This window comes from Ureibacillus sp. GCM10028918, from assembly GCF_042666115.1.
GTDB lineage: Bacteria > Bacillota > Bacilli > Bacillales_A > Planococcaceae > Ureibacillus.
Genome location: NZ_JBHTFK010000002.1, coordinates 501,631 through 523,082, shown reverse-complemented (window position 1 = coordinate 523,082; position 21,452 = coordinate 501,631). Strand labels below are relative to the sequence as shown.

Annotated in this window: 20 protein-coding genes and 1 other annotated feature; of the genes, 6 read left to right on the top strand and 14 right to left on the bottom strand. The window is 36.5% G+C overall.

Annotation, left to right across the window (positions count from 1 at the left end):
• The first annotated feature begins 43 nt into the window (after nucleotides 1–43).
• Nucleotides 44–1,309 carry a glutamate-5-semialdehyde dehydrogenase gene (locus tag ACFQU5_RS02565; protein ID WP_390284397.1) on the top strand — a complete coding sequence of 422 codons (1,266 nt, stop codon included), beginning with the start codon at nucleotides 44–46 and terminating at the stop codon, nucleotides 1,307–1,309.
• Nucleotides 1,310–1,397: 88 nt separating this feature from the next.
• Here the strand turns inward: ACFQU5_RS02565 and ACFQU5_RS02560 are convergent, their stop codons facing one another.
• A complete protein-coding gene (locus ACFQU5_RS02560) occupies nucleotides 1,398–2,195 on the bottom strand; it encodes an alpha/beta fold hydrolase (RefSeq protein WP_390284395.1) in 798 nt (265 codons plus the stop codon).
• A gap of 369 nt (nucleotides 2,196–2,564) precedes the next feature.
• Here ACFQU5_RS02560 and ACFQU5_RS02555 point away from each other — a divergent pair, with 369 nt between their 5' ends.
• Nucleotides 2,565–3,050 (top strand): hypothetical protein, encoded by a 486-nt coding sequence (locus tag ACFQU5_RS02555; protein WP_390284393.1) that lies wholly within the window; start codon nucleotides 2,565–2,567, stop codon nucleotides 3,048–3,050.
• Nucleotides 3,051–3,083: 33 nt separating this feature from the next.
• On the opposite strand, the gene ACFQU5_RS02550 is transcribed toward ACFQU5_RS02555, so the two are convergent.
• Nucleotides 3,084–3,434, bottom strand: coding sequence for a DUF3889 domain-containing protein (locus ACFQU5_RS02550; protein WP_390284391.1), 351 nt, complete (start codon nucleotides 3,432–3,434; stop codon nucleotides 3,084–3,086).
• Nucleotides 3,435–3,608: 174 nt separating this feature from the next.
• Between ACFQU5_RS02550 and ACFQU5_RS02545 the strand changes: the two genes are divergently transcribed.
• Nucleotides 3,609–5,066, top strand: coding sequence for an aldehyde dehydrogenase family protein (locus ACFQU5_RS02545; RefSeq protein ID WP_390284389.1), 1,458 nt, complete (start codon nucleotides 3,609–3,611; stop codon nucleotides 5,064–5,066).
• A gap of 428 nt (nucleotides 5,067–5,494) precedes the next feature.
• Here the strand turns inward: ACFQU5_RS02545 and argH are convergent, their stop codons facing one another.
• The 4 genes from argH to ACFQU5_RS02525 form a co-directional block, all read right to left on the bottom strand.
• Nucleotides 5,495–6,865, bottom strand: coding sequence for an argininosuccinate lyase (gene argH, locus ACFQU5_RS02540; RefSeq protein ID WP_390284387.1), 1,371 nt, complete (start codon nucleotides 6,863–6,865; stop codon nucleotides 5,495–5,497).
• Nucleotides 6,866–6,929: 64 nt separating this feature from the next.
• Nucleotides 6,930–8,144, bottom strand: a complete 1,215-nt coding sequence (locus ACFQU5_RS02535) for an argininosuccinate synthase (protein ID WP_390284385.1) — start codon at nucleotides 8,142–8,144, stop codon at nucleotides 6,930–6,932.
• A gap of 172 nt (nucleotides 8,145–8,316) precedes the next feature.
• Nucleotides 8,317–9,066 carry an SDR family NAD(P)-dependent oxidoreductase gene (locus ACFQU5_RS02530; protein ID WP_390284383.1) on the bottom strand — a complete coding sequence of 250 codons (750 nt, stop codon included), beginning with the start codon at nucleotides 9,064–9,066 and terminating at the stop codon, nucleotides 8,317–8,319.
• Nucleotides 9,067–9,151: 85 nt separating this feature from the next.
• Entirely contained in the window at nucleotides 9,152–9,595 is a 444-nt protein-coding gene (locus ACFQU5_RS02525) for an RrF2 family transcriptional regulator (protein ID WP_390284381.1), read from the bottom strand.
• Between the two features lie 233 nt (nucleotides 9,596–9,828).
• Here ACFQU5_RS02525 and hmpA point away from each other — a divergent pair, with 233 nt between their 5' ends.
• Nucleotides 9,829–11,001, top strand: a complete 1,173-nt coding sequence (gene hmpA / locus ACFQU5_RS02520; protein WP_390284379.1) for an NO-inducible flavohemoprotein — start codon at nucleotides 9,829–9,831, stop codon at nucleotides 10,999–11,001.
• Between the two features lie 46 nt (nucleotides 11,002–11,047).
• On the opposite strand, the gene ACFQU5_RS02515 is transcribed toward hmpA, so the two are convergent.
• Nucleotides 11,048–11,989: an MBL fold metallo-hydrolase gene (locus ACFQU5_RS02515; protein WP_390284377.1), complete on the bottom strand. Its 942-nt coding sequence runs from the start codon at nucleotides 11,987–11,989 to the stop codon at nucleotides 11,048–11,050.
• A gap of 148 nt (nucleotides 11,990–12,137) precedes the next feature.
• Nucleotides 12,138–12,361 (top strand) — a binding site (T-box leader).
• 313 nt (nucleotides 12,362–12,674) lie between these two features.
• Between ACFQU5_RS02515 and proC the strand changes: the two genes are divergently transcribed.
• Entirely contained in the window at nucleotides 12,675–13,481 is an 807-nt protein-coding gene (gene proC / locus ACFQU5_RS02510) for a pyrroline-5-carboxylate reductase (RefSeq protein ID WP_390284375.1), read from the top strand.
• A gap of 260 nt (nucleotides 13,482–13,741) precedes the next feature.
• Here proC and ACFQU5_RS02505 read toward each other — a convergent pair whose 3' ends face one another.
• The 4 genes from ACFQU5_RS02505 to trhO all read right to left on the bottom strand — a co-directional run bounded on the left by ACFQU5_RS02505 (nucleotide 13,742) and on the right by trhO (nucleotide 17,736).
• A complete protein-coding gene (locus tag ACFQU5_RS02505; protein ID WP_390284373.1) occupies nucleotides 13,742–13,972 on the bottom strand; it encodes an acyl-phosphate glycerol 3-phosphate acyltransferase in 231 nt (76 codons plus the stop codon).
• Nucleotides 13,973–14,160: 188 nt separating this feature from the next.
• Nucleotides 14,161–15,099, bottom strand: a complete 939-nt coding sequence (rnz, locus tag ACFQU5_RS02500; RefSeq protein ID WP_390284371.1) for a ribonuclease Z — start codon at nucleotides 15,097–15,099, stop codon at nucleotides 14,161–14,163.
• Between the two features lie 66 nt (nucleotides 15,100–15,165).
• Nucleotides 15,166–16,401, bottom strand: coding sequence for a DNA polymerase IV (locus ACFQU5_RS02495; RefSeq protein ID WP_390284369.1), 1,236 nt, complete (start codon nucleotides 16,399–16,401; stop codon nucleotides 15,166–15,168).
• Between the two features lie 375 nt (nucleotides 16,402–16,776).
• Nucleotides 16,777–17,736, bottom strand: coding sequence for an oxygen-dependent tRNA uridine(34) hydroxylase TrhO (trhO, locus tag ACFQU5_RS02490; protein ID WP_390284367.1), 960 nt, complete (start codon nucleotides 17,734–17,736; stop codon nucleotides 16,777–16,779).
• A gap of 342 nt (nucleotides 17,737–18,078) precedes the next feature.
• On the opposite strand from trhO, the gene ACFQU5_RS02485 reads away from it, so the two are divergent.
• Nucleotides 18,079–18,627: a biotin transporter BioY gene (locus ACFQU5_RS02485; protein ID WP_390284365.1), complete on the top strand. Its 549-nt coding sequence runs from the start codon at nucleotides 18,079–18,081 to the stop codon at nucleotides 18,625–18,627.
• Between the two features lie 62 nt (nucleotides 18,628–18,689).
• On the opposite strand, the gene ACFQU5_RS02480 is transcribed toward ACFQU5_RS02485, so the two are convergent.
• From ACFQU5_RS02480 to ribD, 3 genes are read right to left on the bottom strand one after another with little or no spacing between them, the layout of a single operon-like run.
• Nucleotides 18,690–19,241 (bottom strand): 5' nucleotidase, NT5C type, encoded by a 552-nt coding sequence (locus tag ACFQU5_RS02480; RefSeq protein WP_390284363.1) that lies wholly within the window; start codon nucleotides 19,239–19,241, stop codon nucleotides 18,690–18,692.
• 17 nt (nucleotides 19,242–19,258) lie between these two features.
• A complete protein-coding gene (locus tag ACFQU5_RS02475; protein WP_390284361.1) occupies nucleotides 19,259–20,341 on the bottom strand; it encodes an FAD-dependent monooxygenase in 1,083 nt (360 codons plus the stop codon).
• Nucleotides 20,338–21,444, bottom strand: a complete 1,107-nt coding sequence (gene ribD, locus ACFQU5_RS02470; protein WP_390284702.1) for a bifunctional diaminohydroxyphosphoribosylaminopyrimidine deaminase/5-amino-6-(5-phosphoribosylamino)uracil reductase RibD — start codon at nucleotides 21,442–21,444, stop codon at nucleotides 20,338–20,340. Before ribD ends, ACFQU5_RS02475 begins: the two co-directional genes overlap by 4 nt.
• Nucleotides 21,445–21,452 lie beyond the last annotated feature (8 nt).

Sequence of the window (21,452 nt, the reverse complement as noted above, 5' to 3'; positions counted from 1 at the left end):
TAACTTGGCAAAAAAATATAATATTAGATAGGAGCATTTATATATGACGAACATTGCAACAGAAAGTGAAGTACGGCTTAAAGGAAAACTAGCAAAACAAGCAAGCTATATCTTGAATCTAAAAACTGCTCTTGAAAAAAATGAAGCGCTAGAAAAAATCGCAGATCAATTATTAATTGATCAAGTCACTATCATAGACGAAAACAAAAAAGATTTACTTGCCGGGAAAGAAAAAGGTCTATCAGGATCTACACTTGATCGAATTATGTTGAACGAAGCCCGAATTCGAGCTATGGCAGAAGGAATTCACCAACTTATCAAACTCGAGGACCCAGTTGGCGAACTACTTGAGAAGACAACAAAGGAAAATGGGCTTCTGATAGAAAAACGCCGGGTGCCAATTGGTGTTATCGGCATGATATATGAGGCTCGACCAAACGTAACAATTGATGCGGCTACACTCAGCTTAAAAACTGGAAATGCGGTAATCTTACGCGGAAGCTCATCAGCTAAATTTTCGAACATTGTACTTGTCGAAACAATTCACCGTGCATTGGGGCACACTTCCCTTCCGTTAGAATCTGTTCAGTTAATCGAAGATACGAGTCACGAGACGGCAAAGGAATTATTCCACTTAAAAGAATATTTAGACGTATTAATCCCTCGGGGCGGCAAAGGGCTAATTGACTTAGTTGTAAGTGAAGCCTCTGTTCCTGTATTAGAAACCGGGGCGGGAAATTGCCATGTTTATGTAGATGCTAGTGCAGATTATGAAATGGGGGTAAAAATCATTCTTAATGCAAAAACACAACGACCATCTGTTTGTAACGCTGTGGAAAGTTTGCTTATACAACGTAATTGGTTTTCACAACACGGCGGTAAGCTATTAGGGGATTTAGAAGGACAAGGCATAACAATTATTGGCGACGAACATGTATGTAACTTGTCCCCAACAGCAACACTGGCAACAGAAGAAGATTATGCAGCGGAGTTCTTAAACTTAACACTGAGTGTGAAAGTTGTTGAAAATGTCTATGAAGCGATTGATCATATTAATCTATATGGTACGAACCATTCCGAATCCATCGTGACGGAAGATAGTTTGGCAGCAAAAACTTTCCTAACCTCTGTCGATGCAGCAGCCGTTTATCACAATGCTTCCACAAGATTTACAGATGGCTTTGAGTATGGCTACGGTGCAGAGATTGGAATCAGTACCCAGAAGCTGCATGCTCGTGGTCCAATGGGCTTGCCTGCATTAACATCGACAAAATACTTCATTTACGGAAATGGTCAAATAAGAGACTAGTAGAACGGCACTTTAAACTGTTTTACTTGTTTGAAGTGCCTTTTCAGTCTTCTTAGAGAGATAGTCTTGTTTTTAGGTTTTACTTTAATCAAGATTCCAAGTATAAATTGCTAACTACTTTGCAATCCTTTGGTAGTTTACTTTCCTCTATCCACGCTTCTACCATCTGATTAAAGTAGGCCGGCATTGCTAAAGGAATTCCATGCCCAATTTTAGGTAAAATGATGCCGATACAATTTGAGTTAGCTTCCACAATATCCTTTGCAGACTTTTTCATTATAGCTTTTTCCTTCTCACCGACAGTAACCAAGATCTTGGTACTTGCCTTTTCGAAATCTTTAGGTATTTCAAACGACATGTTTTCTTCTAATACTCTAATCAGTGTATCAGGTCTTACTTTGGAACTTTCTTCATAATATTTTTCAAAGTAGGCTTCATTTACATACAATGTTTTAGCCTGTAGTTTGGAAAAAAATCTATTTTTAACTAATGGCAATAAACATTTGATAATGGGTTTTATAAAATGTTTGCCGTATGCCATCGGTCGCACCAAAGCGCTGTTTATAATGGCATAATCTATTAAATTAGGTTTCATACTTAAAATTTGCATGATGACTTGAGAGCCCAAGGAAAAGCCAATGAGTATTACCTTCTCTCCACTAGCTTTATCTTCGATTAATCGAATTACTTCTTCTGCACTGCCTTTAATAGAAAAATTAATCACATTATTATTTATCCCATGCTCAGGTAGGATTGGTACAATGCAATGATAGTTAGTGAAATACTGAATTTGTTGATCCCACATCCAATCACTTACTCCCCCGCCATGTAAAAACACCATCAATTCAGCACTTTTATCACCGTATTCTTTATAGAGTATAGCCAATTGGTACACCTCTTTTCTTCAATAAACTTTTAAACTACCTGAAGATTTACTAGTCGTAAATAATCAATATGACCGTTGAAATAAGTTATGAGCGAATAATTCTATTTAATCAAATGAAGAATATAAGAAAGATTAAAAACTAATATTCATAAGAGATAGTTCCAAATTATGACGTAATCACTTGTTTGAATTCAATTCATTTACTTGTTCAAATTTGAAAGATAACATTTTCACCACCTTACCTTTATAGACAATTATGATGGAAGAACTACTCAAAAAACATAAAATTTCGCAATAAACTTGTATATATAAGCATAACTATTTGATTTTGAACGTAAATGAATATGGAACACAGGAAGGAGCTTGCTTTTGAAAAAAAACGTAGTTTCATTATGTCTCTTATTATTCATTGCAGGATGTTCTAATGGAGAACAAACGGAACCATCAAATAAAATTTCTAGCCATAACTTCCTCCCCCCACCTGTGCACTTTCAAATAGAAGATACAACATATACTACCGAACAAGGTTCTTATTGTTGGAGGAATGTGAACTCAGCAGAATGTTTAAGTGTTCCCTCCCCTACTGAAATTGTTGAATCTACTGAGCCAATAAAAGTTACGAAAAAAAAAACAATCTCCATACTTACGCTACGCCCACCTTCACAGCAAACCCTTACCATTACAAATGCTGATTCCAATCAAAGTGAAGAGTTTACTATAAATAAGGAGAACAAGTTTAAAGCACCTGACACGGAGGGGGTTTATATAATTGCTTACTATGCAATATGGGAAAAAGACGATTCCGGTACAAGTGGAGACAGTACATTCGTATTTAAAATTGAAGTGGATAAATAAAAGAGGTGCCAAATTCGCACCTCTTTTAAAATTTTATTGTTTTGTTTCCGTATATTTAATATCAACAATTTCTTCAGTTTGGTTGTTAAATGTAATATCGACAAAGACGCCAAATTCACTATTGTCTTCTGCTCTTAACCAAAGCTTAAATTTTTCAACAGAAGTGACGCTCCCAACTTCTCTCCCGATATGCAAATAGTCGATTACATCCGAGGTTGGATATTTCGCCATCACATTTTTCATGGCAACTCTTCCCCATTTGGCGTAAGCAGGGGCAACCTCTTGTGCACTCGTTGTTTCATTTTCTGGAGGTACCGTCAATATCTTTCCAACCGCAATCGTACTTAAAACCAAGAGCACAGAAACAGCAAGTTTTGTTTTCAACCGACCTCAATCCTCCTTTCGATTAGTCTTTTCTAATCGAAAAAGGATATTCGCCCTTCACATATGTATTAATTAACAATAAAAGCATTCATAATCAGCAAATTTATGAGCAATCTAAATAAGTATCATCCAACAACAAATGCTTCATACAGGTAGTTCTTGGGAGGAATATAAATGAACCAATTCACATCGTTAAATAAAAGCTTTTTAAATGGACAATGGGTTGATGGTGATTCAGGAAAAACTTTTGATATTACAAACCCATTTGATGATACAGTATTAGCGACCGTTAATATGGCGTCAAAAGAACAAGTCATTCAGTCATTCGAGGAAGCACAGAAAGCTCAAAAAGAATGGGGAAAATCGCCTGAAATACGAAGAAGTGTTATTGAAAAAGCAATCACCTACTTTGAACAGAATAAAGACGAAATTATAGAGTTATTAATTGTCGAGTCGGGCAGCAGCTTCATTAAAGCGAATGTAGAATATGGAAGCACTGTTGGCGTATTGCAAGAAGCACTTACGACAATCGATAAAGTCCACGAAGTTCGTACTGAACAATCAGTTATTCCGAATAAAGTTAATGAAATACATCGCATACCTTTAGGCGTTGTTTCATCGATCGCTCCGTTTAACTTTCCATTATATTTATCAATGCGTACTATAGCGCCAGCTTTAGCATTAGGAAATACAGTAGTTCACAAAGCTGATTTACAAGTAAGCTTATCTTCAGGTTCATTAATTGCTAAAGCATTTGAAGAAGGTGGAATTCCAGCAGGTGTATTCCAGAGTGTCCTGACAAAAACGTCCATCATTGGTGATTTAATGGTTGAGCATCCTGTTGTTCGGCTTGTTAGCTTTACCGGCTCGACAGAAGTTGGACGCCATATTGGTACCTTAGCAGGAGGTTTGTTTAAACGAGTTGCTCTTGAACTCGGAGGAAATGCACCGTTTGTAGTATTATCGGATGCACATCTAGATCAAGCTGTAAAGGCTGCGGTATTCGGCAAATTCCTTCATCAAGGTCAAATATGTATGATTACAAATCGTATCATTATTCATGAAGATTTATATGAACAATTTGCAAAAAAATTTGTGGAACGTGTAAAATCTCTAAAATATGGCGATCCACGAAATCATGAAGTAATCATTGGACCAATTATTAATAAAAAACAATTAGAATTCTCCTTACAAAATATTTCCAAAGCGAAAGCGCAAGGAACAGAAGTGTTATTAGATGGAGAATTAATTGGAAATGTCCTTACACCAACTATTTTTGGAAATGTAAAAAATGACAGTGAACTAGCTCAAACAGAATTATTTGGTCCCATCGTTCCACTTATCAAAGCGTCATCTGATGATGAAGCAATCGAATTTGCGAATCATACAATATACGGATTAAGTTCGGCAATTTTTGCTGGAGACTTGGATCGCGCTCGAGAATATGCACTTAATATTGAATTTGGCATGACCCATTTAAACGACCAAACCGTTAACGATGAACCTAGAGCTCCATTTGGGGGTATGCGAGATAGTGGTGTAGGACGTTTCGGTAATCCTTGGATTGTAGATGAATTTACAGTCACAAAGTGGATTTCAGTACAGACAAAACCAAGAGAATATCCTTTTTAAATTAGACGAGCCTGTTCAAATCGCAAAATCTAATGACCTTTATCTATATGGTGAAGGTCATTTTCTTTTAAATAAAGAATGAGCTAAATTTATGGTGAAATTCCCAAATAAATGGAGTTAACTCATGAGAAAATTTACAACATCCGCCTATATACTCCGGTATGTCGCCAGTAAACAAAATAATTCTGCTCAACTCAACCAATTTAGTCCCATAAAACAAAAAAACCGCCTCGCGACCCCGAGAACGGTTTATGTAACTTTATATGTTCACCAATACTTAAAAAAGTAATGGTTGCTTATAAAGTTCTTCTTTTATCAAGTTACCCTCTGGCTTCCAGATAAAAGTCGGCAAACTATTGTGCATCCCTGTACAACATTAATAGCGCGCCTTTTATAACAAATCCTAAATTTAGGTTTGTATCCACTATTTAAAGACAGGTTTTTGCTTTTTCAAGTTGAAGGCGAACTTGATCGAAGCCAGTGCCCCCTAAGGAATTTCGACGTCTTACAGCAGCTTCTGGCGCTAACACGTCATATACATCTTGCTCAATCAACTTACTTTCATTTTGCATGTCCTCAAGAGGTAAATCTAATAGGAAAATGCCTCTTTGAATACATGTAAAGACAAGTTTTCCCGTGACTTCATGCGCTTCACGGAATGGCATTCCTTTTGTTGCCAAATAGTCTGCAAGTTCTGTCGCGTTAGAAAAATCACTATGAACAGCTTGGTGAAGCCTTTCTGTTTTAACAGTCATTGTACGAACCATACCTTCAAAGATTTTCAATGCACCAAGGACTGTATGAACTGTATCAAACATACCTTCTTTATCTTCCTGCATATCCTTGTTATAAGTTAATGGCGTACCTTTTAACACCGTTAACAATCCCATAAGGTTTCCATAAACGCGACCAGTCTTGCCACGTATAAGTTCTGCCATATCTGGATTTTTCTTTTGAGGCATAATCGATGAACCTGTTGAAAAAGCATCGTCAAGCTCAATAAACTTAAATTCATCTGTAGACCAGATAATAATTTCCTCTGCAAAACGTGATAAATGCGTCATTACAAGCGATGAATTTGAAAGAAATTCCACAATAAAATCACGATCACTTACGGCATCCATGGAATTAGCATACACATTGCTAAATCCTAATAACTCCGCTGATTTTACGCGGTCGATCGGGAAAGTTGTTCCCGCCATTGCTCCTGCACCTAAAGGTAAGATGTCAATTCGTTTCATCGATTCATTAAAACGTTCTTTATCTCGCTCCAGCATCCAGAAATACGCCATTAGATGGTGAGCAAAGCTAATTGGTTGAGCACGTTGTAAGTGTGTGTAACCTGGTGCAATTGTTTCTACATGCTGCTCTGCTTTTTCCAAAATAGTTTTTTGGAATGTTTCGATCAATTTTACTACTTCAATAACACGTTTTTTCAAAAACAAATGCATATCTGTTGCAACTTGGTCGTTACGGCTACGGCCAGTATGGAGTTTTCCTCCAACCGGTCCAATAATATCCGTCAACATTTTTTCTAAATTTAAATGGATATCCTCATTTGCTACACTGAACTCGAGTTCTCCAGCCTCTGCCAGAAGTTTTAACTCTGCTAAACCACCAAGAATTTGCTCTACATCTTTAGAGTCTAAAATTCCTTGTGCCCCCAGCATTGTCACGTGTGCAACACTGCCTTCGATATCCTCCATTACTAATTGTTGGTCAAAACCAATGGAAGCTCCAAATTCGTCTACCCAGCTTTCAGCGGACTTTTGGAAACGACCTCCCCATAATTTTGTCATCCTAACACCTACTTCTATCAAGACCCTAATGAAAACTTAGAGCATGAATCGATTTCGATAAAAATTAATTTTTAGATTCTACTTCTTTTTTCTTGTTTACTTCCGCAGCAACCACTGTCGGAAGACCCCATAATTCAATAAACCCTACAGCTGATGCATGATTGAATTGATCTGCTTTTGAGTATGTTGCAAGCTCTTCACTATATAATGAGTTTGGAGATTTACGACCTTCAACGATTGCATGACCTTTAAATAATTTCACACGCACTGTACCGTTTACATATTTTTGTGTTTCTTTTAAGAAACCTTCCAATGCTACACGGATTGGATTGAACCATAGTCCTTCATAAATTACTTCAGAAAGCTTTTGTTCAATAATTGGTTTGAAATGAGCTAATTCTTTTACAAGAGTAATATCTTCTAATTCCTTGTGAGCTGTTAGAAGCACTTTTGCTCCAGGAATTTCATAGACTTCACGTGATTTAATTCCAACCAAGCGATTTTCCACATGGTCAATGCGTCCAATACCATGAGCACCTGCTACTTCATTTAACTCTTCGATAAGATCTGCTAGCTTCATTTCTTGACCGTTTAATGAAACTGGCTTCCCTTCAACGAATTCAATTTCAATGAATTCCGGAATGTCTGGTGTATTTTCAAGAGAAACAGTCAATCCATATGCTTCTTCCGGGGGAGCTACCCATGGATCTTCCATTACTCCAGCTTCGTTTGCACGGCCCCAAAGATTTTGGTCAATCGAGAATGGTGAATCGATTGTTGCTGGAACAGGTACACCGTGTTTTTCTGCATATTCAATTTCTTCATCACGGCTCCAACCCCATTCACGTACTGGTGCAAGAACTTCTAGATCAGGGTTTAAAGCTTTAATCGAAATTTCAAAACGAACTTGGTCATTCCCTTTACCAGTACAGCCATGGGCTACAGCATCTGCATTCGTTTCATTTGCAATTTCTACTAATTTTTTTGAAATCAGTGGACGAGAAAGTGCAGAAACTAATGGATACTTCTGCTCATACCAAGTATGGCCTTGTAGAGAGATCAGTGCATATTCTTCCGCAAATTCGTCTTTTGCATCCACCATATACGATTCAATCGCCCCTACTTGAAGGGCTTTATTCTTGATAAATTCAAGGTCTTTACCCTCACCTACATCTAAACAAACTGCAATTACGTCCCAACCTTGCTCTTTTAACCAAGGGATTGCAACTGATGTATCAAGTCCACCTGAATAAGCCAATACTACTTTTTTATTTGCCATTATTTTTACCTCCAGCACTTAATATGTATTTTTATACACTCGATTAATTGTTTATACACGAATGGTAACATTTTATAAAAATAAATTCAAGTGTATTTTTATAAAATGTTAGATTTTTATAAAAAATAAAAAACGCCCAAATCTTAGGCGCTTATATCTACTCTTTCATGTATTATTTTTTATTAAAGAAACCGCTTCCTAGCTTTTCGATTAATCTAGGGGCTACTGCATAAAGTTTGCTGGTAACTGACATAAACCTCGGTAAATTTACTTCTCTAACTGGTTTTTCTATCGTTTTAACAACTTCTTTAGCGACGTTTTCGGGTTTTAACAAGAATCTCTTCATTGATTCTCTATAATTATTAGTCGAATCTGCCTTTAATAAAAATGGCGTATCAATTGGACCTGGATAAACGGCAGTAACGTGGATATTATATGGAGATAACTCCATTCTTAGGCCATTTGCAAATCCTGTAATTGCATGCTTTGATGCTGCATAAACACTCGCTTTTTTTGTTGGCACTTTTCCTGCTTGTGAACCAATAAAAATAATATGCCCAGTCTCCCGTTGAATCATTTGATTTGCTAGTCTTTTTGTTAAGTAAATTGGTGCTTTTACATTTATATCAATCATATTATCGACATCTTCATCTGAAAGATCACTAGCATTCTCAAAAAAACCAACTCCAGCATTAATAATGGCGATATCAATAGATGGAAGTTCACCATAAATTCGATTAATGTCTTGTATATTCGATAGATCTCCTTGAAGTACGTTTGCCCCCATTTTTGATAAAATCACAAGGGAAGATTCATTTCGACCTGTAGCATACACAATATGACCTTTTTTAATACAAAGTTCTGTAATAATGCGCCCTATTCCACTTGTTGCCCCCGTGATAAAAACTGTTTTGTTATTCATAAATTATGTATATTCCTTTCATAAATGTTGAAATTACAGTTTAGAAGAAAACCTAAAAAAAAGTATAGACTTTATCTATACCCTTTTATGAAGGTTCCATTCCGAGTAATCTGAACATCTCTTCCTTTGATATCAAGAAATCGGCTAAACTATAGCGATCCAAAACTTGCAAATAGGCATTTAATGCTTCGTTGAGTGCAAATTTCAGCTTGCAGGCAGGTGATAATTTGCAAAGATTATTTTCTGAATCAAAGCATTCTACAAGGTGGAAATCTTCTTCGGTATGTCTGACGACTTGTCCGATATTAATATCTTCCGGCTGTGCTTTTAAGCGAATACCACCGCCTCGGCCACGAATCGTTTCGATTAAGCCAAGTTGGCCTAAGTCATAGGTAACCTTCATAAGATGATTTTTTGATATATGATAGCTATCAGCAATTTCTTGTATAGTTGATAAACGTTCATTCCCTTTTATCCCAAGATATAATAACACTCGCAGGGAATAATCTGTATATAAAGTTAAGCGCAACTAAAAAACACCACTCTTTCTTATCATTATTATATCACTTTGATTTTTAATTTTTACAAAAATAACTTGAAATGAAACAATATTTAGGATGTATTTAACATAATTATTTGTGTGTCCAATGTGTTAAACATGTATTCTACATACTACTTTGTGTCAGATTTGTTAAACATGCATTCTGAATATTGCTTTTAAATTTTGCTAGGCGTAAGATGACTTTGAAAGGACGTGATCTTATGTTATCACAACAAACAATTGACATTATTAAATCAACCGTACCCGTATTAGAACAGCACGGAGTTACCATTACAAAAACTTTTTACAGTAATCTGTTCAGAAAACACCCTGAATTATTTAATTACTTTAACCGTGCAAACCAAGCACGAAAACGTCAGCAAACGGCTTTAGCGAATACAGTTTTAGCAGCAGCTAAGTACATCGATAATCTCCAAGCCATTGTGCCTGCCGTTATGCAAATTTCACACAAACACCGTGGCCTTGGAATCTTGCCCGAACATTACCCTATCGTTGGTGAAAATTTATTAGAAGCGATTAAAGAAGTACTCGGTGATGCTGCTACAGATGAAATCATTAATGCATGGGCAGAAGCTTACGGCGTTATTGCAGATGTATTTATTTCGATTGAAGAAGATCTCTATAAAGAAGCTGAGAAAGATGGCGGCTGGAGGTTATTTAAATCCTTCAAAGTAGCTAGAAAAGTAGAAGAAAGCGAAATTGTTACTTCATTTTATTTAGTAGCGGAAGATGGGGAAAAATTACCTGAATATAAAGCAGGGCAATATATCACAGTTCGTGTAAAAGTACCTGGTGACGAATATACTTCAAACCGTCACTATACATTATCACAGCCATCAAATGAAAACGAATTCCGTATAAGTGTTAAACGCGAAGATGCAGTAGATCCAAAAGGCGTAGTTTCAAATTACCTTCACGATCAAGTAGACGAAGGTGATACAATTGAAATAAGTGCTCCAGCAGGATTATTTACATTAGAAGACAACAGCAACCCTGTACTATTTGTAAGCGGTGGCATTGGCGTTACACCACTAAATACAATGCTTCAAACAATGGACCTTGGAAGACAGGTTGCGTTCATACAATGTGCACGCAATGAAAAGGCTGTTGCATTTAAAGAGCAAATTGATAAAAAAGTAAATGAATTGAATGGTTCTTATCGTGTCTTATTCTCAGATGAAAATGGTTATGTGACAAAAGAAGATTTAGTTCCATTTGTTAAGGAAAATACTGAAGTTTACATTTGTGGACCCGCTCCGTTTATGGAAACAGTCATTTCAATTGTTCGTGACCTTGGTGTTCCTGGCGAGAACATTCACTTCGAATTCTTCGGCCCTGCAATGTCACTGGATGCATTAGCAAACGCTAACTAATTATAAAAAAACCACAGGTAGAGCCTTTACTCTTCCTGTGGTTTTTTTAACTTCGATGATAAACGATAACTTCGTTTACGATTTCCTCACTTACAAGACCATCTCTTACTAGACAATCTAAGTAACCCATTGTTTTCGACAATGTTAACCCTAATTCTGACTTATAATTTGCCGGATATAAGTCCATAGTCAACTCAATGACAGTTTTTGGAGTATCAACATGTTTAATTAATTGTTCTAAACGCATTTGATCTTTTTGTAAACGTTTATCGATTAGTTCGTTTACTTTCACTATATCTTCTCCATGACCTGCAAATACTTTGGCTGCGTTTAACTCACGCAAAAGTTTCAACGACTCTTGTTGTTGGATTAAAGCTTTTGGTCGATTAGTCGATAGATCCGTCGGCGGTTCCACTAATGGATTTGCTGCTACTTTATCCAGCAACAGATCTCCACCAATCACTTCATTTGTCGATTCTTCTAGAAAAATTAAATGGCTTTGTGCATGGCCAGGTGTATAAATTGCTTTTAAGCCAGGGTGTCCCGGGACTTCTTGCCCATCTTCAATGTACTTTGTTAAGGGAGTTGAACCGTATAATTTCAGCGCTTCTTTAGATTCAACTATTTTGTCAAGATACTTTTCAGGAACAGCTTGTAATTGCAGCTGCTCACGATAGAAGTTGGATCGATAAGCCATGAATTCGGGTGTTCTACGTAAAAAATGGTCATTATATTCGTGCCCTACGATTTCTGCTTGTGAAAATGCATCCACCCAGCCAGCATGATCCGGATGATGATGAGTTAACACAACTTGCTCTATATCTCCCAATTTGAATCCTGCCTCATGAATTCCTCTCTTTAATGCATCTAATGCATCTTGTGTTTTCGGCCCAACATCGAAAAGTGATAATTTATCTCCTTTGACTAAAAAAGCATTCACATCCCCTATTGGATATGGTGTAGGTATGACAATTTTATGTATATTCATGGACATTTCTCCTTATATTCTAAATAAAACTATTTTCCTTCTATAATGAATCAGTATTCATTCATTTTATCTCTTTTTTTGTTTTTCGTCACGTATGTAATTGACAGAACCGAAAAGAGTGCATATAATTTTCATAATTCCAAAAATTATTAAAACGATGATGAAGACAAGTAAATGACTTTAAGGTTAAAGAGAGTGCTGCATTTGCTGCAAGCAGCATAGCCCGCTAAATTCATTGAACCTACTTCGGAGTAGTCATGTAAACATGACCGTCCCCTCTGCGATAAGGAGGATTCGAGTTGTGCCTATTATCTATTAGGCAAACAAAGGTGGTACCGCGGAAAAGAGCTCTCAAGCGTTTTCGTCCTTAGTATAAGGATGAGAACGCTTTTTATATTGAAAAAGAACTCTATTTTTGTTCACATTTTAATGACCGTTATTTCGTCCTTTAAATAATTGCGCCGTTCATTAAAAGAGGTATATTAGTGAAGTTTAAAGTTCCACTCTGAACTAAGAATACCCAATTTCAGATGCTATTAAAGTAATTTTTAGGCAAGTTCCATGTATAACAAAAAGGACTTTTACTCCCTCAGAACTTATAACTTCTTTTGTTTAGTCCTTTTATAATTTAATGGTTCTAAGAGAAGTTCAAACAGGATAAATATCAATATATGGAGGGATCGTTATGCAAAAAATACTTTTTGTTGGCGCTGGTTCAATGGCAGAAGCACTAATCCAAGGTTGGGTAGAGCAAAAAGTAATACCAAGCGAAAACATTTATGTAACAAACCGTTCGAAATTCGAAAGATTAATTGAATTAAGTGAGAATTATGCAGTCAATATATTGGATAATCATGAGTGTATTTGCGAAATGGACTTAATCATTTTAGCCACGAAACCAAAAGACATTCAGCCTGCAATGGAAAGAATACAACCATTTATAAGCAAAGATACCGCAATCCTTTCTGTACTCGCCGGTATACCTATCCGAACGATTGAAGAAGGCATTGGAAATCGACCTATCGCACGAGTAATGCCTAATACTTCTGCAACAATAGGCATGTCCGCAAGTGGCATAGCATTCAACGAACAAGTAGATGATTATCAAAAAGTCCTGTACTTACAGCTGCTAGAAGCGATCGGTATTGTTATTGAAGTTGAAGAAGATAAGCTACATGCTGTAACAGCTCTTTCTGGGAGTGGTCCTGCTTATCTTTATTATTTACTTGAAGCTTGGGAAGCAGTGGGAGCTGAATTTGGATTATCAAAAGAGGTAGTTCGCGAATTAATGGTACAAACAATTGCTGGTTCTGCTGCCATGCTTCAATCAGTGAAAGAAGAACCTATCGTTTTACGAAGGAAAGTAACAAGTCCAGGGGGTACCACTGAAGCTGGTATTACAGCTTTAGAAAATAATCGTTTTAATGAAGCCATCTATGCTTGCATCAAAAGTGCCGAAGCAAGATCGAGAGAATTAGCAAAAGGTCAATAACATTGATTTAATCTAAGTTCTTAAAGAGTTAATTTATTTCAAACTTAAAGCGATTGTTTATCTATCTGATGTTTTTGTTGCATATTATTCATTTAATCATAATATTTCCTAGGAAATGTCGTTTTTTACTATTTTTCATTTGTCGAAAAGTGTATTTTTTCCTATTTTTAAATTTCATCATTTTACAAATATCTATTTTTTTCAATTATAAACGCGTGAACAATGTTGAAATTTGTACACGCGTTTTTCTTTATTTCCTATTATAATACACCCGCTCGAATACGTTTAACGATGGAATATGTCGTATAAATCGCCATTGGACATAAAATTGCTGCTAATAATAGCCAGAAGTTAAGCGCCTCCGCTGCCTTTAATCCCGTAAAATTCGTTGCAATATATACTAATACTCCAACTAATAATAAATAACTTAGTATATTTGGAAATATTACTAGCAAACGTAAAACAGCAGGACTTATTTTTGGTTGATTCATCAAACCCCTCCCCAAGGACAATCATATAGAATAATTCTCGAATAATCTATAATTTCCTTAATAATTTCATTTTTTACTACAAAAAAATGCAATGCTAAACTTTTATGCGATTTGCCTTATGCACTTAAGCGAAATGAAAGATTTTATATAAAAAAACGAGCTTTCATTTGCTCGTTTTTACTTTAACTTTAAGCCTCAATTAGCGTCCCATTTTTCCATTCAAATTGCGAAAAATCATGAGCGATAAAAGTGTTGGGAAAAACTTCTTTTGCTTGTTCAGATAACGCTTCAATATCATGGGGCAAGAAACGTGAACTGATATGGTTTAATATTAGATTTTTAGCTTTACTTTCGTTCGCTATTTTTGCCGCCTCAACATTTGTTGAATGGCCATAGCTTGCTGCCAAATGCTCTGTTGCATGATCAAATGTGGCTTCATGTACGACAATATCGGCACCTTCACTTAAAATTTTGGCGGGCTCACAGTATTTCGTATCCCCTAGAATACTTATCGTAAATCCTTTTTTAGGTGGTGCTGTAACTGCTTGGCTCAATACCTTCCTGCCATCTTCTAATGTAATATCCTCACCATTTTTTAACTTCCCTAATAATGGGCCTTTTGGAACTCCGAGATTTCTAGCCTTTTCGATGAGAAGCTCCCCTTTCAAGGCTTTTTGTTCAATTCGATAGCCAAAACAAGGGATTACATGTTCCAGTAACTGTGCACGAACAATAAATTGATCATCCTCAAATATTACTCCTTCTTGTACTTCGACATATTCAATAGCATAAGTTAAATGAGTTTTTGATACATTTAAAGTTGTTGCAACCCATTCTTGCAACCCTTTTGGACCATAAAGCGTTAAAGTATCTTCCCCACCTAAAAAGGAGCGGGAGCTTAAGAAACCGGGCAACCCAAAAATATGATCCCCATGTAGATGGGTAATAAATATCTTCTCCACTTTTCTTGGACGAATTGATGTATGTAATATTTGGTGTTGTGTAGCTTCCCCACAATCAAAAAGCCAAACTGTGCCGCGCTCTTCTAATAATTTTAAAACAAGGGCACTTGTATTTCGATCTTTCGAAGGCATTCCCGCGCCCGTTCCCAGAAATTGTAGCTGCATTGATATTCTCCCATTCATCATCTTTTATTTCTAAATTTCATTAATGACTTTTCCAAATTTCAACTATCAATCCTTTAAATCTTCCAAGAAGTCTTTACTAAAACTCGTTTTAGAAGCATAACTGGATTTGTCAATTTCGATTCCCTTTTGAATCGCACCTTTCCCAAATTTCTTTTCTATTTCATCGATTAGTTCATAGATTGGTTCTTGTTTAGCAAACTGTTCGAAATTAAAGATAGATAGTTGTTCAACCGATTGTTTTCGATCCAATACATTTGAAACCGTAATTCCTAGAAGTCGTATTGGTGCTCCATTCCACGATTTATGAAATAAATTGATTGCTTCTTCATATATTAGCTCTTTGTTATAAATAGGATTTTGAAAGGTTTTACTCTTTGAATGGTTGTGCCAATCTGCATCGCGAATTTGGATACTGATCGTAGAACCACATAATTTTTTTGCATCCAACCGTTCCGCTACTCTTTCGGACAATTTTAAAAAAGTCTTTTCGAGTTCTTCTATGTCTGTTTCATCTACTGGCAGGGTAGTGGAATTTCCAACACTTTTCGTTTCATAAATTGAATTGGGGTCCACTTCTCGAGAATCCTCACCATTTGCACGCATTCTTAAACGGCTACCATTTTTCCCTAAAGCTTGCCGAATGAGATACTCATCAACATTGGCAAGCTCACCAATTGTATGAATTTTTAGTGTTGCAAGCTTCTTGGCGGTACTTTCTCCCACACCATGCATCTCGATAACAGGTAAAGGCCATAGCTTATTTTGGACATCCCGTTTTCTTAAAATCGTTATACCCATTGGTTTTTTCATATCAGAAGCAGTTTTAGCAAGAAATTTATTCGGTGCAATGCCGATTGAACAAGGAAGGTCGAGTTCATTGAAAACCCTCATTTGAATCTCCCTCGCAATGTCAATCGGATGACGCCCTGTTCCAATATCTGTAATATCTATATATCCTTCATCAATGGATACAGGTTCTATTAATTCTGAGTAACTTCTTAAAATTGTAAACATCGCCTTCGAAGCCGCTCGATACTTTGGAAAATCAGGAGGTAATAGAATTAAATCGGGACATTTGCGAAGTGCCTCTCCTACATTCATCGTCGTATAAATACCTTTATGACGCGCTTCATACGAACTAGTAACAATAATCCCGCGGCGTTCTTTCGGATTTCCTGCAATGGCTATCGCCTTCCCTTTTAAATCAGGATTATGTGCCTGTTCAACAGATGCGTAAAAACTATTCATATCAACGTGAAAAATAATCCGAGCCTTACCCATGTCCTCACCTCCAAATAATATTCAGATACTAATTTAAATAGTAGCATACTCTTTTTGTAGTTGCATTTTAGTAGGTGTTTTAGATAGTTGTTTTGGGAATTATTCTTACTTTGTAATCTTTGGAGTGATGAGGTTCTTTTTTGGTTATTGTGTGTTTACATCTGGATGCGTAACTATTCAAAACTTCGAAAATACTTCGTTACTCTTATGCTGAACTTCCTTAACTTAATCAACCCACGCACTGAGCTTCTTTAAACTTTTAACACCTTTATAAATCGATCTAACGCCCGAATTCATTCCGGTAAACTATATCACTAGATGAAAAAAATTGGTGAGGAAAAGTCACTCTTCTCCTCACCAATCTATACAATATGCTTAGGCGTTTACTTCTTTCTCTTCAAGCCATTTTAACTGTTGTTGAACAAATTCTTCAGACAGATTGTGATTTGCGATGAAACGATTGCGTTCGTGTTTTGAACATTCAATCGTACATCCGCCTAAATGTTTTAATTCATTTTCTTCGGAACTGATGATTTGTTTGTTGCAATCAGGATTTCCACAGTTAATGTAACGTTCGCAAGGTGTGCCATCGAAATGATCTTTTCCGACAACCACATGTTCAACTTGGTTGATTGGTACAGTTAAGCGCTCGTCAAATACATACATCTGACCATCCCAAAGTTGCCCTTTTGCTACAGGGTCTTTACCGTAAGTAGCTACACCACCGTGTAATTGACCCACATTCTCACCGATTCCTTCACGTTTTAACCAACCAGAGAATTTCTCGCAGCGAATACCGCCAGTACAATATGTTAATACACGTTTACCTTCAAATAAGTCGCGGTTGTCACGTACCCATTGTGGTGTATCACGGAATGTTTCTACCTCTGGACGAATCGCACCACGGAAGTGGCCAACATCATATTCATATGTGTTTCGTACATCTAGTACGACTGTATTTTCATCTTGCATTTCATTTAAGAATTCTTCAGGTGAAAGGTACCGACCTGTAATTTCATGAGGATTAATATCATCTTCCAAGCTAAGATTAACTAGCTCCGGGCGCGGACGCACATGCATCTTTTTGAAAGCATGTTTCTCTGCTTCATCAATTTTAAATACGATTCCTTCGAACAATGGATGATTTTTCATCATTTCCATGTAGGCATTTGTATCTTCAATTGTTCCTGAAACAGTACCATTAATACCTTCATACGCTGCTAAAATGCGTCCTTTTAAATTTAACTCTTTACACGCTTTTAAATGCTCAGCTGAAAAAGCAGCTGGATCTTCAATCGTTGTATAATGATAATAAAGTAAAACTCTGTAATCCATCTATATTCCACCTATCATGTATATTTGCAAGATATATTGATAGTATATCTTTTGTTTTAGGCTTCATCGCAACGACAAAACCAAATAAAAACAGCGGATATAATTATATATCACACTGTCCAAAGATGCAAGAAAACTTCCGTTTAAAGACACCAGGTATCAAATATATCATAAAAATATTAATGATTCCATCATAAATAAGTCTGATTTCATATTCTTTCAAAGATTTATATTAACAGGTATTTTTGAATAAAAATCCGATTGACATTTTTACCATTTTATACTATTCTTTTTTGTGTAAACCTAAAAATAAAACAAGTTAACGCAAGAGGGGGATAAAAAATGCAAACTAAAACATATTCTTACGTAGTTACCGCTTTCGGGGCAGCAATCATTGCCGTTCTTGCTCAAATCACAATTCCGTTACCACTAATTCCTATTACCGGTCAAACACTGGCTGTCGGACTAATTGCAACGATTTTAGGCAGGAAAAACGGGACAATAGCCGTTCTATTATATATCTTGCTTGGAGCAATCGGTTTGCCTGTCTTCTCAGGCTTCTCCGGTGGACTTGGGGTTATCGTCGGACCAACAGGTGGCTATATTATCGGATTTTTAGTACAGGCTTACTTAATGGGCGTATATATGGATAAATTCGGTGTGAACTATACCCATTCAATCATTGCCAATTTAATTGGAATGGTGATTACGCTTGCATTTGGTACTACTTGGTTAAAAATCGTCGGAGATTTATCTTGGACTGCTGCATTTATGGGTGGGGTTTATCCATTTATAATCGTTGGAATTATTAAAGCAGTAGCAGCAGCCTGGATTGGGGTTATTGTTCGCAATCGATTGGAAAGCGCTCAATTGCTGAAACAACTGGCATAGACTCAACTATAAAAAATTTCAAAAAAATACCGAGCTATTCAGAAAAGAATAGCCCGGTTTTTTCAATAAGAAAAACTTGTCCAATCCTTAATTCTTGGAATGCTGACATGTTGGTTATACGATTGATCTTTAACGTAGACTTTTGTTGCTATGTCTTTTAATGTTTCAAGCACTACAGGTTTATCATCAAAATAGAAATCCAGGTTTAGTTGTTTAATAATATCGATTTTCTCTTGGTCCTGCATACCGCAGAAAAAATGTTGCTCACGAACAGGAAAACCTTTTTCTCTTACCCATTCTTGCGTTTCTTGGCAATATTGTTTGGGACGAGATGTAATATAGAAAATCTCATGCCCTTCTCTATCAAGTTGATTCAACAACTCAATTGCCCCATCATAAGCAGGACAATTTGTAAAATAGATTTCCTCCAGTAAACTGTTCCACATTCGGCCACCTGCTACTTTGTCCAAACCAAATGCTTCATGTATTTCTACTGTTTTTAATTCGCGAAATATTTCAATCCCTATATTTTGATTGAGTTTTCGATTATAAATGTGAAATGCATGTTCTCTTAAATTAATGAGTGTATCATCTATATCAAAACCAAATCTCACAAAAAGTTCCTACTTTCCTATGAATAAATTACAAATTGTTTTGCAAAATTTTGTTCTTTTTGAACTTGAATCACTTGTAATTTTTCTACTTCCTTTTTTCGTTGTGCAGCACAATTCACTAAATCCATATTTGAAATGGTCTCTCGCGTTAAAATAGCCGCCAGTGTATCAGCATCCTTCATCGCGCTATTCAGTCCAAATGCTCCAGTAGGTGTCATCGTATGTACTGCATCGCCAATTAAAGCTAATCCAGCTTTCCCCCATGTATCTGTGTAATTACTATGCACATCCAATAAAACAAAATCCTGCCATGAGGTAATGTGACGTTGAACAGTTTCTTTTACCTGAGGAAAGGCTTTTATTAACTTATCAATAAAGGGGGTAAAGGGTTGCTTTCGAAGTTCGGAATAAGATCCTTCTTTTATATTCCAGCCAATCTGAATATAGCCTTTTGTTTGGGTGAATAACGATAGCTGCATTTCATCAATTAGTGCCATTTTAATAGACGGTTCCCAATTTAGTGGTGCAGGAATCTTTGCCCATAACAAATCATACCCATGTTTTCGTACTGTAACATCAATTCCCGATTTTTTGCGAACCGTTGAAAACCTGCCATCAGCACCAATAACCAAGTTGCTTTCAATAACAATTTCTCTATCTTCACGTATCGCTTTTATCCCCTTAAAACCATCTGCCTCATCTTTTATTAAATCTATAAGTCTTGTATTTGTCATTAATGAAAAATTAGAATATTTCTTTGCTTCCTGGATAATGACCGAAAGCAAATGTGCTTGAGGAACATGAATTCCTAGGTGGCCTATATCAGGATTAGGGTTAATCAATTTAAATAATTTCCCATTCTCCCAATACTCCAAAGTTTCCATTCTAAGCAATCCTAATCGTTCAACTTTTTCAAATAAACCGTGATGTTTTAATATTCCTTCGCCTTCCTCATTTAAATGTTCACCACGGAATTCTTTTGCAACATCTTTACTACGCTCTATTAAAATAACAGATACGTTCTTTTTTGCTAATAAGTATGCGAGTAAGGCTCCACCTGGTCCAGCACCAACTATGCAGACATCCGTTTTTAAATTCATCTCGCCTCTCCCGTAGGATAAGCTGTAATGCATAAATCCGGCCCGACTTGTTCAATCGAATCAAATTCTAGCTGAAGCGCTTCATCGATACCATCTATATCCATTCCGGCAAACGGGGTTTTCGAATGTATTCCACCTAATATTTTAGGTGCCATATATAAAAGAACTTTATTAATTAACCCCGCTCTTAAGAAGGAGGCATTAATTTCTGCTCCTCCTTCTACTAGTACATCCGTAATTCCCAGTTTATAAAGTTCATCGAGCATTTCACTCAAGTTTAACCCCTGTTCTGATTTTGAAACAGTTAGGATTTGAACACCTTTTTCGGATAGTTGCTTAGACTTTGTTCCATCGACATCATTACCACAAACAATAATTGTTTGTGCTTCTGCTGTATTAACAACATCGGAATTTAAGGGTGTTTTCAATTCGCTATCTAAAATGATGCGGACGGGATTTTTCCCCTTTCGATGTGGAAGTCTTGCTGTAAGGGATGGATTATCCGCTAACACCGTCCCCACACCTACCAAAATACCATCGATTTCATGACGAAGCCTGTGAACTTGCAATCGTGCTTCTTCACTTGTAATCCATTTTGAATGACCATTATGAGTCGCAATTTTTCCATCCATCGTCATCGCAAATTTCGAAATAACAAAAGGTTTATTAGTAAGCATATTGTAAATAAAACGCTCATTTAATTTACGGGCCTCTTCTTCCAATAAACCTACCTCAACTTCAATCCCTGATTCTCTCAATAAGTTAATCCCACGTCCTGCAACAGATGGATTTGGATCCATCGTTGCCACTACTACACGGCTAACTCCTGATTCTTTTACTAACTTTGCACAAGGTGGTGTTTTTCCATAATGGGAACACGGCTCTAACGTAACATATAAAGTAGCTCCTTTGGCATGATCTCCTGCCATATTAAAGGCATGTACTTCGGCATGCGGTTCTCCCGCTTTGCGATGTAAGCCTGTCCCAACAATGACACCATCTTTTACAAGAACTGCTCCAACACAAGGATTTGGATTTGTGTTTCCTTTAGCTGAAGCAGCAAGATCTAAAGCTAATTGCATGTATTCACGGTCACTCTTCATCACTTGCT